Here is a 14,103-nt window from a genome sequence, read left to right as displayed (position 1 = left end):
CCCGTCGTCATAGTGCGGTCATGCGCCGGGTCAATCGCGGGCATGGCGTCGCAGCGCATTCGGGGTTACCAGATGCGGCAGCGAACATGCCGAAATCGGAGGATGCGATGAAGCGATTGCTGACTTGTGCGCTGGCTGGCGTGCTTACACTGGCTTCGGTCGCTCCGGTGCATGCCGCGCCCGGGCATTACGCCTTCGCATGGACCGGCGATCCCGATGGCAAAGGCGAGGATTTCATCGCGGTGATCGATGCAGATCCCGCTTCTCCCACGTACGGTTCGCTGATCACTTCAGCCGCATCGGGCATTCGCAGCAAGCAGAACCACCACACCGAATACTGGATGCCCGAAGGCGGCATGCTGTTCGCCAACGATCACAAGGCCGGCGCGACCGCAGTGATGGACTTGCGCGATCCGTTGCATCCCAAAGTCCACGCCACATTCGCGGATCTGGCCGGCTTCAGCCACCCGCATTCGTTCCTGCGGCTGCCTAACGGCCACGTGCTGGCAAGCTTCCAGGTCGAGGGTACGATGCACCACGGCGGCGATCATGGCATGGCCGGGATGGCAGGAGCCGGTATGCCGGGGATGGCCGACGAACTCGACATCGGCGCCAAACCCAACCTCCACGGCGGACTGGTCGAGATCGACAACGAGGGAAAGCTGATCCGCTCGGCCTCCACCGCCGATCCTGCGCGACCGGGCGATCTGTTGATGGCGTACAGCCTGCTGCCACTGCCCGAGATCGACCGGGTGGTGGTTACCAATTCGGCCATGCGAGGCGAGGACCGCAACGGGCATACCTATCAGGTGTTCCGCCTGTCCGATCTCAAGCGGCTGTCGACCAATGATTTCGATGCCCCGGCCGGCACGTATGGCGAAATCAATCCAGAGGAAGCGCGGGCCGGGCCGGACGGTTCGGTCTATGTCCAGACGCTGGGCTGCGGGATCGAGCGGTTGACCGACCTCGCGACGGACAAGCCGCAATCGAAGCTGGTGTGGCAATTCCCGGGATCGGGCTGCGGCGTGCCGACGATCGTTTCGCATTATCTGATCCAGTCGGTGCCGATCGTGCACGGCATCGTGGTGCTCGATATCCGCGATGGTGCGCATCCGGTCGAAGTCGCGCGCGCGGTGATCGATCCTGCTTACCAGCCACACTGGACGGTCTACGATCCCGCAACGCGGCGCGTGGCGGTGACCGGTGAAAGCACCGACGACCGGCTGATGATGCTGAAATTCGATCCCGACAGTGGCGCGCTTGCGCTCGACACCGCGTTCCACGGTCCCGACGGCCGGCCCGGCTTCGCTTTCACCAGCCGTGCCTGGCCGCACGGCTGGACGGGATCAGCTTACGCGCATGGGGTGGTGTTCTCTCGCTGAGGGGGCGACATTCTCGCACTATCGCTGCGGGCCATTGGCCTTGCGGCCCGGCTGTGGAATAGCGGCGGCCACGAAAGGGTCCCGATGATAGTCCTGCAGTTGCGACGTTTCAGATGGCTTTGGCCGATGCTGGTCTTTGCAGCCACCGCGGCTTGGCCAGTCAATGCCGCCACCCCCGCTTTTCCCGACTGGGTTGTCCGATTGTTCGAAAACCCGCTCGCGCCGCGCGTGGCGCCGCGTGGGGCGCCAAAGGTCGGGGATGTGACGGTCGTCGAATTCTTCGATTACAACTGTCCGTACTGCAAGGCGATGCACCCGGTGATCGCTAAAGTGCTGGCCAGTGACCGCAAGGTGCGGGTGGTCTATCGCGATTGGCCGGTGCTCGGGCCGGTGTCGGTTGCGGCGGCCAAGGCGGCGATCGCGGCGCAGTATCAGGGGCGACACGATGCCTTCCATGCTGCGCTGTTTGCCTCGCCAGGCCGGCTGACCGATGATGCGATCCGCGCCGCCGCGGTCCGCGCCAAAGTCGATTGGGCGCGGCTGGAGCGAGACCGGTCAGCGCACGGGCCCGAAATCGATGCGCTGCTTCGCGAGACATGGGATGGCGCGCAGCGGCTTGGGCTGCAGGGCACTCCGGTGGTCCTGGTCGGCCGGCACCTGCTGGCCGGCGCGCTGACCGAACAGCAATTGCGCGACGCGATCGCCCAGGCGCGCGCAGAGGAGCGCGGGCCTGGGGTGTAGCGTTAAGCCGACGCGGTGTTGTTGGCGTTGTTCTCGGCGTTGGCGACCAGCGCAAAGTTGTTCGACAGCGAGTTGCCGAGTGATCCCATGGCGGCGATCGCGGCAACGGCGATAAGGGCGGCGATCAGGCCGTATTCGATTGCCGTGGCGCCGGTTTCATCTGCAAGGATGCGCTTGATGATGTGCATGGCTGTATTTCCTGAAATCAGCGTGGATGACGAGCGCGACCCCCGGCTCGTGACCACGTCTTTATGCTAAACCCGGGCTAACATGCTGTTAATTACTTACGGTCAGTTAACGCTGTATTGGCTCGCTATTAACCATTGCAGCTTGCAGAAAACGGGCACTTTGGATGATGAACGCGCCGCTAACGGGTAACGATCGCAAGGTTCAGCCCAGCACGATTTTTTCGTTCCTGCGGTTGAGCAAGCGTGGATCAGCCGGTTTTACCGTTCTCGAAGGCGATGCGGAAGTGGGCGCCCTGGCCCGTCGGCACCAGTTCGAGTGTGCCGTGGTGGATGCGCATGATCTTGTCGACGATCGCAAGTCCGAGGCCGGCACCGTCGGTGCGGTTGACGTCTGCGCGGCGATAGCGCGGGCGCATCGCATCGATGCCGCCGGCGCGCAGGCCCGGGCCGTCATCGATTACCGAGATGGTGGCGCCTGGCCCGGTCTCGACGCGGATCGCGGTGCCCTTGGGAGTGTGGCGCATGGCGTTGGCGATCAGGTTCGACAGGACGATGCCGATCAGCCCGGCGTTGCCCTCAACGCTTTCTCCCGAGGACCCGCTTTCGTCCGACGCTTCGTCGTGATGGATCAGTTCGATGGTGCGGCCGCTGCGGTAGACCAGCGGCGCCTGGGTGATCACCGCTTCCTCGCCCAGCGCTGCAAGATCGAGCGGTTCGAATTGCGGGCGGCTGTTTTCCACGCTGGCCAGTTCCATCAACTGGTCGATTACGTGCGTCGCGCGGTTCAGCGCGGCCAGCACGCCATCGCGCAAGGAACGGTCCTCGATCGCCTCGGCACGCAGCGAGACCACCGCCAGCGGGGTGCGCAATTCATGCGCCACGTCCGATACGAATTCGCTTTGTTCGCGAAAACCCTGCTCCAGTCGATCGAGCGCGCGGTTGGCGGCGCGCAGCAGCGGCGCGACTTCGCTCGGCACTTTGGTTTCGGGAATGCGCACATGCAGCCGGTTGAGATCGATGCGGTCAGCCTCGATCGCGGCGTCGCTGATCCGGCGTGACACCCGCCGTGCCACCATCGCCCCCGCCACCAGCGCCGCCACCAGCACCGCGGGCACCAGCCACCAGAACCGCGCGGTGTACGTCACCACCAGCTTGTCGATCAGCACGTCGGGGTGGCTGCGATCCTGTTCGACCAGCACGTAAGCGCGCAAAGGACCGCGCTGGACGGGCAGCAGGAACACATCGAATTGGCCGAAGTGACGAAAGCCCTGCGTGGCAAGGCCCGATGGCATCGCCGGCATAAGCGGGTGGGTGCGGCTTTGCGCGGTCACCGTCCCGTCCGCGGCAAGAATGGCAAATGTCTTGTCGCCGCCGGGCCGCGCGATTTCTGGATCGAAGTCGTCGGTCGCCCGCAGGACCTTGCCCGATCCGTCGGGCCGCAGCGAGGCAGCAATCACGCTGGCGCTGCTGCGCAAGCTGGCGGACACGAATGTGTCGGCGGTTCCGTGAAGCAACCGGGCAACCACCACCGGCATGGTTGCCGCGATCGCCAGCAGGATGATCGCCTGGGTAAGCGCGATCTGCCCGAACAGCGAATGTGGAAATTTGAAGAGCTTTGAAATCGAGGTTTGGCGGCGTGTCATCCGCCCGTGAGCATATAGCCAACCCCGCGCACCGTCACGATCGAAAGTCCGCTGTCGGTTGTCTCGATCTTGCGGCGCAAGCGGTGGACGTAAACCTCGATCGCGTTCGAGCCGAAAGTCTCGCTCGATCCGAACAATTGGTCTTCGAGGAAGCGCTTGGGCACGACATGGCCCGATCGGCGCAGCAGCGGTTCGAGCATGTCGGCCTCGCGCGCCGAAAGCGACAGCCGCGCGCCATCGATCGTCGCCTCGCGCGATCCCACATCGAACACCAGCGGCCCGAAGGCCATCTGGTTTTCGACATAGCGGCCCTGCCGGCGCAGGACGGCCTCCACCCGCGCGTGGAGTTCATCGAACAGGAACGGCTTGACCAGGAAATCATCGGCGCCGCCGCGCAAGCCCCCGATGCGGGTCTGGCTGTCACCGCGCGCGGTGAGGATGATCACGGGCACGGTTTCGCCCGCCGCGCGCAGCCGCCGCAGCAGCGCCAGGCCATCGTCATCGGGCAGGCCAAGGTCGAGCACCACGAGCGTGTAAGCCATCGTGCCGATCAGCGCTTCGGCATCGGCAACCGTGCCGGCGTGATCGCAATGCACCGAAATGCGTGCAAACGCGGCGACCAGTGCTTGCGACAATTCGCGGTCGTCCTCGACAATAAGCAGGCGCATGGTGAAAGACTCTCCTGACAAACGGCTGACAGTGGCCTTGGTCCGGATTGCTTACATGCGCCTTACGTGTCTGCGGGGGAAGTGCGGCTTGACACTGACAGCCCGGCTTTGCCATGCAAGGACATGACCAGACAAACGCACCTTCTCAACCTCTTGGCCGCCAGCGCCATGACCCTTGGCTTCTCGTCGGCCGGCCTTGCCGCCAAGCCGGCCTCTCCTCCGAATGCGCCACCAACCGCTGGCGCCCCGGCGATGGGCGGGTTCGGTTTCGACGTAACGGGGATGGACCGCTCGGTCGATCCGGGCGACGATTTCTACAGCTTCACGAACGGCGGCTGGAACGCGAAGACCGAGATCCCGGCCGACCAGGCGCGCTGGGGCGCGTTCAATCAGTTGCTCAACGAATCTGAAGTGCAAGTGCGCGACGTTCTGGAAACCACCGCGGCCAATCCCGCTGCCAGTGGTTCGGCGAAGCAAGCTGGCGACATGTATGCCAGCTTCATGGACGAGGCGGCGATCGAGGCCAAGGGCACCGCGCCGCTGAAGCCCGATCTGGCGCGGATCGCGGGCTTGCGCAATCCAGCCGACGTTTCCGCGCTGCTGGGCTGGATCAGCCGTTCGGCCGGGCGCGGGGGCATTGCGCCGGTCGGCCTGGGCGTGGGGGTCGATGCGCGCAATCCCGATATCTATACGGTCACGGTGGGGCAGGGCGGCCTTGGGCTGCCCGATCGCGATTACTACCTCGATACCGGGAACCCGCGCTTTGCCGCGGCGCGCGCGGCGTACCAGGATCATGTCGGCAAGATGCTGACGCTGGCCGGGCTGCCGGGTGGCGCGGAGCAGGGCGCGGCGGTGCTTGCGCTCGAAACGCAACTGGCGCGCGTGATGTGGAGCCGCGAGGAACGCCGCGATCCCGACAAGACTTACAACCCCACGCCCACCGCCGACCTTTCCGCACGCTATCCGGGGATCGACTGGGCAGCGATGCTCGGCGCGGTCGGCCTGCAGAACCGTCCGACCGTGATCGTGCGCGAAACCGGGGCAATCAAGGCGCTGTCGGCGATGGTGCAGTCCGTACCGGTCGAGACCTGGCGCGCCTATTTCGCCTACAGCCTGCTCAACGCCCGCGCGGGCGTGCTGCCCAAGGCCTTCGTCGACGAGGATTTCGCTTTCCAGAAGGTGCTGAGCGGCGTGGCCGTGCAGCGTGAACGCTGGAAGCGCGGCGTCGGCTTCGTGGGCGGCGGCCTGGGCGAGGCGGCGGGCCAGCTTTACGTGGCCAAGTATTTTCCGCCAGAAACCAAGGCCAAGGCCGATCTGCTCGTGCGCAACCTGCTCTCCGCGATGCGGCTGCGGTTGCAGAACCTGACGTGGATGGCGCCCGAAACCAAGGTCAAGGCCATCGCCAAGATCGACGCGTTCCGGCCCAAGATCGGTTACCCCGACAAGTGGACCGACTATTCCGCGATTCCGATCGCGCGTGACGATGCCTACGGCAACCTGTCGCGCACCACCGAAGCCGGTTTCGATCGCGACGCCAAGCGCATCGACCTGCCGACCGATCGCGACGAATGGCACATGAACCCGCAGACCGTAAACGCCTACGCCAACCCGCGCTGGGTCGAGATCGTGTTCCCGGCCGCGATCCTGCGCCCGCCGTTCTTCGATCCCAAGGCCGATGATGCGGTCAATTACGGCGGGATCGGCGCGGTGATCGGCCACGAAATCAGCCACCACTTCGATGATCAGGGCCGCAAGTACGATTTCAAGGGCCGCCTGCTGCCGTGGTGGACCGATCAGGACGTCACGCGTTTCAAGACTTACACCGACCGCGTGGTGGCGCAGTATTCGGCGTACGAACCGCTGCCCGGCGTGCACGTCAAGGGCGCGAACACGCTGGGCGAGAACATGGCCGACCTGGCGGGCCTGAACGTTGCGCACGATGCGTGGATCATCTCGCTCAAGGGCAGGAAACCACCGGTGATCGGCGGATTCACCGGCGAACAGCGCTTCTTCCTGGGCTTCGCGCAAGTCTGGCGCACCAAGTTCCGCGACGCCGCACTGCAACGCGCGCTGGCGTCGGACGAACACACTCCGGGTATGTATCGGCCCTATGTGGTGCGCAATCTCGATGCCTGGTACGCGGCGTTCGGGGTCAAGCCGGCCACGAAGTTCTACCTGGCGCCGGCCGATCGCATCAAGGTCTGGTGATTTAGAAGGCCTTGTGATTCAGACGACGCGGTGGTGGTGTGCGCAGTTCGGAGCTAACGCGTCTGAGCTGATTTTCCCTGCTAAACAGGGAATTTACAGGGAAATGGCATGCTTTTGGACTCAACAATCGCCCTCAAAGTCCCAAATACGCGCAGTTTTGAGCCACTTCCGACCCAAATTCCCTGCGCACGGAACAGGGAATTCCATTCCGCCGAGCAGGGAATTCAGTTGCAGCGAGCTGGGAAAAACGCAGACCGGATCAGCGATCCGGCGTTAGTCGATCAGCGAAAGCGCGACGTGTCACTCCAGCTGCCATCGTCGTCGTTCCGCATCTCGGCAACGAGCATGAACATCGAAAAGCCGTTATCCTGACCAAGCAACTGTTCGGTCATCGACACGGTCTTGCGCGCGCTACTTGCGTCGAGCCAAGTGTCCGGCTCCCACTCGACAATCTCACCGATCTCGCCGGGCGCTAGTCGCCGGTCATGCCATACAGAGTCAGCGGGCACGATCATCCCTGGCGCGATGGCGATCCACGGAAAGTGCCTGGCATTGCGATAGTACCGCAGTACGCGACCCTTGCTCACCACCACGATCGCAATGGCTTCGCGACTGTAATCGACGTAACTGCGTGACATCGCTTCCTTGCTGACGTCAAACAGTTTGGCGAGCCGCACAATGTCGCTGATGTCCGGCTGGCGAATCCGTTGAAGATGCTTGCGTAAGATTGTCAGTGGCATCAGCAACAGCGCAGCGAAGCTGTTGGCCTCGGCCTCCATGCGGCGTCGCTTGTCCTGATCCTTCGTGTCGAGCATTCGCAGTTGATCGGCTGAACACTGCAGCAGGCCGCCCGGCGGAGGCAAGTGGGTCGGGATGAGAAAATGCCCGAGCTCGTGGCCGATGGAGAACCGGCGCCGCTGCGGGGACCTGCCCTTGGCAACGAGGATGGTGCCCGACGACCGCAATTCGTCGGTGAGCAGCGCTGCTTCAAAACCTTCGGTGTGAAGCTCTTCAATGCCCACGATGTCGAGCCGTTCGCATAAGGTCACGATCGGCACGGGGATCGGAAGGTCGGGAACTAGCTGCAGAATGCGCGCGACCAGCGCAGTCGGTGAACCCACCCCATCCAGATCGATCCGGCTAATGTTCAAGCTTGCGGGGTCTTTGTTCGCTTGAGCTGGTCCATCAGCACCTTGATCGTGTCGCGGTCGCGTGAATCCAATTGCTTGAGGTCGCGGAACAAGGCGACCATCTCGGGCTCCTCATCTGCTGCCTCGGGGTTCTCACCGACCAGATCCGCGACCCGGACCCGGAACAGCTCGGCCAACTTGACCACCAGTTCCATTGACGGGTTGTCGGATAGCCCCTTCTCAAGGTTCCAGACATGCGCCTTCGAGATGCCCACGGCATCGGCGACATCCTGGAGCGACAGGCGCTGCGCGATGCGCAGTTTGTGCAGTCTGGCTGCGAAACTCATGGGGGCACTCGTTCAACTGGTTTTGCCGGTGGCATACGCCTGGGGATTGACATTGTCGAGCGTTCAACATAGTTGTACGATTCTGTCCATGGAGAGCCGGGGTCGTGATATGAACTTTTCTCAAATTGCCGAACGTCCTATCGCGTCGCTGCGTCCCTATCCGGGCAATGCGCGCACCCACTCCAAGAAACAGATCAAGCAGATCGCGGACTCGATCAGCCGCTTCGGGTTCAACAATCCGGTGCTGGTCGCCGAGGATGGCGTGATCATCGCCGGTCACGGCCGGGTCCAGGCAGCCAAGTCGCTTGGCTGGAAAGTGGTGCCTACGATCGCACTGGCGCACTTGTCGGAGACGGAACGCCGCGCCTACGTGCTGGCGGACAACAAGCTGGCGCTTAACGCCGGCTGGGACCGCGAGATTCTCGCGATCGAACTCCAGGCGCTCGTCGAACTCGAGTTTGACGTCGAACTCACCGGGTTCAGCCTGGCCGAGATCGACCTGCTGATTGACGAGGCGGCCGAGGCCGATCCGGATGCACCCGACAGCGCCGATGATGCAGTGCCAACTATTGGCGGACAGCCCGTCACGCGCATGGGAGACTTGTGGCACCTCGGCCGCCATCGCTTGCTGTGCGGCGATACCCGCGCGTCGTCCGACATGGACAGGCTGATGGGCAAGGAGCAAGCCGACCTCGTGTTTACAGACCCACCCTACAATGTTGCGATCGATGGCAATGTCTGCGGGTTGGGTTTGGTCAAGCACCGCGAATTTGCATTTGCTTCGGGCGAGATGAGCCAGGGCCAGTTCACTGGCTTTCTGACCGAGACGCTGTCGAACCTGTCTCGCGTCATGCGCGATGGCGCCATTGCGTTTGTGTGCATGGACTGGCGCCACATGGGCGAACTTCTCGCAGCTGGCGGCGAGGCGTTCACCGAGTTGAAGAACCTTGTGGTGTGGAACAAGACCAACGGCGGCATGGGCGCCTTCTACCGCTCGACGCACGAACTGGTGTTCGTGTTCAAACAGGGCACCGCACAACACACCAACAGCTTCGGTCTTGGCGAAACTGGCCGGTATCGCACCAACGTCTGGGACTATGCCGGCATCAGTTCGATTGGCGCCGGGCGCTCGGAGGAGCTGGCAATGCACCCCACCGTCAAACCCGTTGCTCTCATTGCCGACGCCCTGCGCGATTGCTCGCGCCGCGGTGAGATCGTGCTCGACGGATTTGGCGGCTCGGGCAGCACAATGATCGCGGCGGAGAAGACCGGCCGGGCCGCAAGGCTCATCGAATACGATCCGATCTATTGCGATACCATCATCCGGCGCTGGGAGCAGTTCACCGGTAAGAGCGCCACGCTTGACGGGTGCAAGCGCAGCTTCGAGCAGGTGACCGAAGAGCGCCTCGGGTTCGATCTCGGCGAGGAGGCGGCTTGATGAACGACATGTCGGGCAAGTACCTTGTTGGCTATGGCAAGCCGCCAGCCGAGCACCGCTTTGCCAAAGGCTGTTCGGGCAATCCTGGCGGACGGCCAAAGGGAGCCAAGGCCAAGCTGAAGCCGGTCGACACCGGGCACGGCATGCGTGCGGCCGAGGAGCTCCTGCGCATCGAAGCCTATCGGCCGATCGCCATCCGTGAGGGGGAACAGGTCATTGAAATGCCGGCAATCCAGGCGGTGTTCCGCGCAATGGGTGTGTCAGCGTTGAAGGGTAACCGCTTCGTGCAAAAGACATTGGCGGACCTCGTCACGCGAATGGAAGAAGCCGATCATCAGTCGCGTATGGAATTGTTCAGTAAGGCCATCGACTTCAAGCAAGCTTGGGAGGCCGAGTTCGAGCGGTGTCGCAGGGCGGGGTCACAACAGCCCACCCCAGTCCCGCATCCCGACGATATGATCCTCGACCCAAAGACCGGCGGCGTCACGATCGCTGGGCCAATGACCAGGGAACAGAAGGACCGGCTCGACGAAGCCATCAGGCGGCGCGCTGAGGCGCAGGACTGCGTCAACGACTCCGCTGCGAAATACCGTCGCGCGCGCGCCGGGACCACGAAAGACGCCTGGTTGGAGGAATGGCACTGGGAGCAGCGCATGTTCGACATCATCAATGACATTCTGCCGGACCGCTACAAGGCCAAGCTAGAGAACCGATCTTATCGTGAAGGGGCGTCGCGACCAGGCAAAGCGCTGGACGAGCTGCGCAAAACCGAAAGCTGCGCGGGGAGTATGTTGGCTAACTGGGCAAGCCTGAACAGTTACTCGCAGCTTCGCGTTTCATGCGATCGATCTCCACCCGGCTCTGGCATAAGGTGTCATTTACCGTCGATAACACGGTCCTTGAGCATCTGACTGGCACGATAGGTCTAGACCCTGCGGGGTGTGATCGGCGCTTCAATCCCGGTCATTAGCCTTCGCTCGATTCTCGGCCAGGAAAGGAAAAGGGAATTGTGTTAACTCGTGCTCGAATGCCATCGAGCCGGCAGAAGAATAGGCCTACTAACACCACGCGTAAGCTTCCCGTGGCTTGCCAGCTATGAGATCGTCCGATTAGGGTTCAGACGATTGTACATTTTCTTTGGATTTCGAATAAACGCATCTCTACCTTTGTTGTACGTCATCCTCAGAAGCGGAATTGGCCGTATAGCCCAAGTTCGTTATAGGTGCCCCCCCCTGCGCAGACGATCGTCGCGGTGGTCGAACAGCCGACCACGCCCGACTGGATGCTGCCGGTGGTGAGCGCGCCGCCGGTTGCCTGATCGCGCTTATAGACCAGCGCCAGATCGACGATTTTTGCGGGGCTCCATTGCAGGCCCACGTTGAAGTAGTCCTCCTTGAAGGCGGGGTGCAGGTTCTTGCTGGGCTTGAAGCTTTCGTATTTGCCGAACACGCTCCACTGCTTGATCGGGTTGATCGAGGCGAACATCGAATAGCCCTCGGCCGCATCCTCCAGCGCCGATTGCGCGATGGGCGCGGTCGAATTGAACACCTTGTTCTTGGCGTAGAGGTATTCGAACCCCAGCGTGAAAGGGACGTCGCCGGCCTTGCCCTGGTAGGCGGCCAGCGCGTCGAAGCGGTTGTAAGTGCGCAGCAGTGCCGGTGCACCGGCCGCCGCGACGAGGTTCTTGCCCAGCTTGCCGGTGTAGCCGCCGACCGCGAGGTTGAAGCCCTTGTACTTTGCCGAAAGCCGGCCCTCGAAATCGATCGTGCGGCTGAAATGCGGATCGCGATAGCCGGCGCCGTCGACGGCCGAGAGCTGGTAGCTGACCACGCCGCCGGCCAGATCGCCCGAAATGTGCGCGCCCCAGTCGGACGAGGTACTGAACTTGGCGCGATCGACCAGCACGCTTTCGATGTGGCGATAGCCGTAGATGCCTTCGACATAGGGAATCCACGGCAAGTCCGCCGCGCCCAGCCGAACCACCAGTTCGGGCCGAACCCGGGCTTGCAGGTAGGCTTTCTTTATGAAGAAGCCGCGCCCGGCGGTGCCGCCGCTGGTGGTGGCGACCGGGCTGTCGGCATCCATCGTCAGGTTGGCCGAGAACACATCGTCGAACTTGTGATCGATGCCCAGGTACAGGCGCTTGATCGCAAAGCCGCCGCCATTGTCGGTGTTGCCGGTCTTGACGCCATTGGCCTCGTGCGTGACGTGGCTGGCGTTGAAATACATGCGGCCGCTGATGCCAGTCTGCGCCAGGCCCTTGAGCGCGGTGGGCGAGGGCGGGTTCGCGGCCCTGGCCCCGGCGGCGTCGTTTGCGGCCATGGTCTGGACCAGCGCGCTATCGGCCTTGGCCGACGCGGCCGCAGCGTCGGCTTGCGCTTGTGCGAGCTGCGCCTGGACCGGCGCCGTCGCCGTGGCAGCCTGCGCATCGACTTTGGTCGAGAGCGCGTTTAATTGCGCCTGGAGTTGCGCGATCTGCTGCTGCGCCGCGCGCAATTGCTCGGCAAGACTCGGTCCCTGTGCGACACCCTGCCGGATACGATCCCGTAGCGAGACCGGTGCTAGACCGGCCATCACGACGCCCGGCGTCAGCAGCATGGAGGTTATCGTTGCCAGATTCATGGCGGTACGAATCGTCAAGAGAATGATCCCCTCGCCAGATTTTCTGGACGTTGAATGGTCGTGAGTCACTCGATGACTCTTCGAAGATCTCAGACGCAGAGCGACCAGATCAGCCGTTGCGCCCGTCGGGTCAGCGAGCAGGCGCGAACAACGAGGCGTAGTCCGGAATGCGGTTCTCCAACTGATCGCGCAGCATCGTCCCCGCTGCGAAATAGTCGCGTTCGCCCATGTGCATCTCGGGTCCGATCCGGTAAGCCAGCACCAGCAACCCGATGTTCTCGCCGTTGCGGTCGCGCAGCGGCATCTGGAGCACGAACTTGCCGCGCGCATCATGGCGATGCCAGCGCGGATCGACCGAGGTGATGCCTTTGACGATGACGTCGACATCGTCGGGATCGTCGGGATTGCCGATGCGGTCGGGGTAGGACCCGGCGAACATGGTATAGACCTTGTCCGTGCCCGGCGGCACGCCGTGGAAGGTCACGCTCCACAATTCGGGATGGTGCGCCATGATATCGTCGGACAGCGATTGCGCATAGATGCGGTACGCAGGCGCAGTCCAGTTGCGGGCGACGGGTTCAGCATTGGCAGACGCCGTCAATGGCAATGCCGTAACACCGATCGCCGCCGATAGGATCGCACGCCTGAGTGCCATGGTTCTCTCCCAATACATCTGTTGTCGTTGGCCATCGGTTAGCCGGCAAAGCTGAACGCAGCCTCGCCGCAGCCTGAATTTTGCCTTCAGGCGGGCTTGCGTCAATTCGGCCGTGCGCTCCGCCCGTTGGTTATGACACCGATGCAGGTTCGTTGCAGGTCGCTTTCAGTTTGGTTTCAGGCGCACCCGCTAAAGGCCTGCCAAACAGTGGGAGAGCTTGCTGCCATGTCGAAAACCTTCGGCCGCGCTTTGCGGATCGTCATCTGCCGCGCAAATTCAGGCGTCCACAAGCTGGTCTTCGCCTTGGGACTGGTGCTTCTGGCAGCTCTTTCGCTCACACCCAACGCGGTTGAAGCCCAGGCGCTGCGCCCCGAGGTGGCGCGCGGCAAGACCGTCCTTTTCGTCCATAACATGACCAAACTGGAAGGCGCCCGCAAGGCCGAACCGGTTGATCCCAAACGGATCTCGGCGCTGGAGACCTGGCGGCGCAACGATGAAAAGGCGATGGACTATCTGCGCTCGCTCGGGTTCAAGGTCGTCGGCACCGACGAAGCCGCGCCACCCGAGGCGACCAATGGCAAGGACCTGATCGTGCTCTCGGAGTCGGTCGACGCGGTCAATATCGGCATCAAATATCGCTCCACACCCGTTCCTCTGATCACCTTTGAAAACGATTTGCTGGGCGAACTGGAGATGACCGGTCTCAAGAACGGAACCGATTACGGCACCGATGACAATCAGCGCTTCCTGTGGCTGGTCAACGCCCCGCATCCGCTGGCCGCGGGCCTTGCCGCAGGCATCCACAACGTGCTGCTGGACGAGCATTACAAGATGAACTGGGGCAAGCCCGCGCTGGGTGCCGTCACGATCGCCACGCTGCGCGGCGAACCCGAAAAGGCCGCCATTTTCAGCTACGAACGCGGCGCCACGATGAATGGCGAGTTTCTGGCACCCGCGCGCCGAGTAAGCTTTTTCCTGTGGCAGGACACGTTCGAGCAGATGCGGCCCGAGGGGTTGAGCCTGTTCCGCGCGGCGGTGCTGTGGGCCGTGACGCCGCCCGTCTGAATATATCGGCAAACAG

The 14,103-nt window shown here is 62.9% G+C and carries 13 protein-coding genes; 6 read left to right on the top strand and 7 right to left on the bottom strand.

The annotated features are described in order from the left end of the window. Positions 1-107: 107 nt before the first annotated feature. A complete protein-coding gene (locus Q0R16_RS11975) occupies positions 108-1,382 on the top strand; it encodes a hypothetical protein (RefSeq protein ID WP_295636151.1) in 1,275 nt (424 codons plus the stop codon). A gap of 126 nt (positions 1,383-1,508) precedes the next feature. Continuing rightward, complete coding sequence (locus Q0R16_RS11970; RefSeq protein WP_295636149.1) at positions 1,509-2,123, top strand: DsbA family protein; 615 nt, start codon at positions 1,509-1,511, stop codon at positions 2,121-2,123. 2 nt (positions 2,124-2,125) lie between these two features. Here Q0R16_RS11970 and Q0R16_RS11965 read toward each other — a convergent pair whose 3' ends face one another. The 3 genes from Q0R16_RS11965 to Q0R16_RS11955 all read right to left on the bottom strand — a co-directional run bounded on the left by Q0R16_RS11965 (position 2,126) and on the right by Q0R16_RS11955 (position 4,622). After that, positions 2,126-2,311 carry a Flp family type IVb pilin gene (locus Q0R16_RS11965; RefSeq protein WP_295636147.1) on the bottom strand — a complete coding sequence of 62 codons (186 nt, stop codon included), beginning with the start codon at positions 2,309-2,311 and terminating at the stop codon, positions 2,126-2,128. 248 nt (positions 2,312-2,559) lie between these two features. Further along, positions 2,560-3,954, bottom strand: a complete 1,395-nt coding sequence (locus Q0R16_RS11960; protein WP_295636145.1) for an ATP-binding protein — start codon at positions 3,952-3,954, stop codon at positions 2,560-2,562. Next, positions 3,951-4,622: a response regulator transcription factor gene (locus tag Q0R16_RS11955; protein ID WP_295636143.1), complete on the bottom strand. Its 672-nt coding sequence runs from the start codon at positions 4,620-4,622 to the stop codon at positions 3,951-3,953. Before Q0R16_RS11955 ends, Q0R16_RS11960 begins: the two co-directional genes overlap by 4 nt. A 123-nt stretch (positions 4,623-4,745) precedes the next feature. Here Q0R16_RS11955 and Q0R16_RS11950 point away from each other — a divergent pair, with 123 nt between their 5' ends. Beyond that, a complete protein-coding gene (locus Q0R16_RS11950) occupies positions 4,746-6,830 on the top strand; it encodes a M13 family metallopeptidase (RefSeq protein WP_295636141.1) in 2,085 nt (694 codons plus the stop codon). A 281-nt stretch (positions 6,831-7,111) separates the two neighbouring features. On the opposite strand, the gene Q0R16_RS11945 is transcribed toward Q0R16_RS11950, so the two are convergent. Further along, entirely contained in the window at positions 7,112-7,981 is an 870-nt protein-coding gene (locus Q0R16_RS11945; protein WP_295636139.1) for an ImmA/IrrE family metallo-endopeptidase, read from the bottom strand. Beyond that, positions 7,978-8,307, bottom strand: a complete 330-nt coding sequence (locus Q0R16_RS11940) for a helix-turn-helix transcriptional regulator (RefSeq protein ID WP_295636137.1) — start codon at positions 8,305-8,307, stop codon at positions 7,978-7,980. The genes Q0R16_RS11945 and Q0R16_RS11940 overlap by 4 nt, the downstream gene beginning before the upstream one ends. Before the next feature lie 28 nt (positions 8,308-8,335). Between Q0R16_RS11940 and Q0R16_RS11935 the strand changes: the two genes are divergently transcribed. Continuing rightward, on the top strand, positions 8,336-9,745 hold the full coding sequence (locus tag Q0R16_RS11935; RefSeq protein ID WP_366857606.1) for a DNA methyltransferase: 1,410 nt from the start codon (positions 8,336-8,338) through the stop codon (positions 9,743-9,745). After that, a complete protein-coding gene (locus Q0R16_RS11930; RefSeq protein WP_295636135.1) occupies positions 9,745-10,656 on the top strand; it encodes a DUF5681 domain-containing protein in 912 nt (303 codons plus the stop codon). Before Q0R16_RS11935 ends, Q0R16_RS11930 begins: the two co-directional genes overlap by 1 nt. 271 nt (positions 10,657-10,927) lie before the next feature. Here Q0R16_RS11930 and Q0R16_RS11925 read toward each other — a convergent pair whose 3' ends face one another. Continuing rightward, positions 10,928-12,385 carry a hypothetical protein gene (locus Q0R16_RS11925; protein WP_295636133.1) on the bottom strand — a complete coding sequence of 486 codons (1,458 nt, stop codon included), beginning with the start codon at positions 12,383-12,385 and terminating at the stop codon, positions 10,928-10,930. Positions 12,386-12,497: 112 nt separating this feature from the next. Continuing rightward, complete coding sequence (locus Q0R16_RS11920; protein WP_295636132.1) at positions 12,498-13,022, bottom strand: hypothetical protein; 525 nt, start codon at positions 13,020-13,022, stop codon at positions 12,498-12,500. Between the two features lie 225 nt (positions 13,023-13,247). Between Q0R16_RS11920 and Q0R16_RS11915 the strand changes: the two genes are divergently transcribed. Then, a complete protein-coding gene (locus Q0R16_RS11915) occupies positions 13,248-14,087 on the top strand; it encodes a hypothetical protein (protein WP_295636130.1) in 840 nt (279 codons plus the stop codon). The last annotated feature ends 16 nt before the right edge of the window (positions 14,088-14,103 follow it).

This window comes from Novosphingobium sp. (assembly GCF_025351285.1).
Lineage (GTDB): Bacteria > Pseudomonadota > Alphaproteobacteria > Sphingomonadales > Sphingomonadaceae > Novosphingobium.
The sequence above is the reverse complement of the archived record's forward strand: the minus strand, read 5'-3'. Positions and strand labels throughout refer to the sequence as shown.

Coding starts and splice junctions, on each gene's coding strand:
- Q0R16_RS11975 (WP_295636151.1), top strand. CDS start 108: ATGAAGCGATTGCTGACTTGTGCGCTGGCTGGCGTGCTTACACTGGCT.
- Q0R16_RS11955 (WP_295636143.1), bottom strand. CDS start 4,622: ATGCGCCTGCTTATTGTCGAGGACGACCGCGAATTGTCGCAAGCACTG.
- Q0R16_RS11965 (WP_295636147.1), bottom strand. CDS start 2,311: ATGCACATCATCAAGCGCATCCTTGCAGATGAAACCGGCGCCACGGCA.
- Q0R16_RS11960 (WP_295636145.1), bottom strand. CDS start 3,954: ATGACACGCCGCCAAACCTCGATTTCAAAGCTCTTCAAATTTCCACAT.
- Q0R16_RS11940 (WP_295636137.1), bottom strand. CDS start 8,307: ATGAGTTTCGCAGCCAGACTGCACAAACTGCGCATCGCGCAGCGCCTG.
- Q0R16_RS11970 (WP_295636149.1), top strand. CDS start 1,509: ATGCTGGTCTTTGCAGCCACCGCGGCTTGGCCAGTCAATGCCGCCACC.
- Q0R16_RS11920 (WP_295636132.1), bottom strand. CDS start 13,022: ATGGCACTCAGGCGTGCGATCCTATCGGCGGCGATCGGTGTTACGGCA.
- Q0R16_RS11930 (WP_295636135.1), top strand. CDS start 9,745: ATGAACGACATGTCGGGCAAGTACCTTGTTGGCTATGGCAAGCCGCCA.
- Q0R16_RS11950 (WP_295636141.1), top strand. CDS start 4,746: ATGACCAGACAAACGCACCTTCTCAACCTCTTGGCCGCCAGCGCCATG.
- Q0R16_RS11915 (WP_295636130.1), top strand. CDS start 13,248: ATGTCGAAAACCTTCGGCCGCGCTTTGCGGATCGTCATCTGCCGCGCA.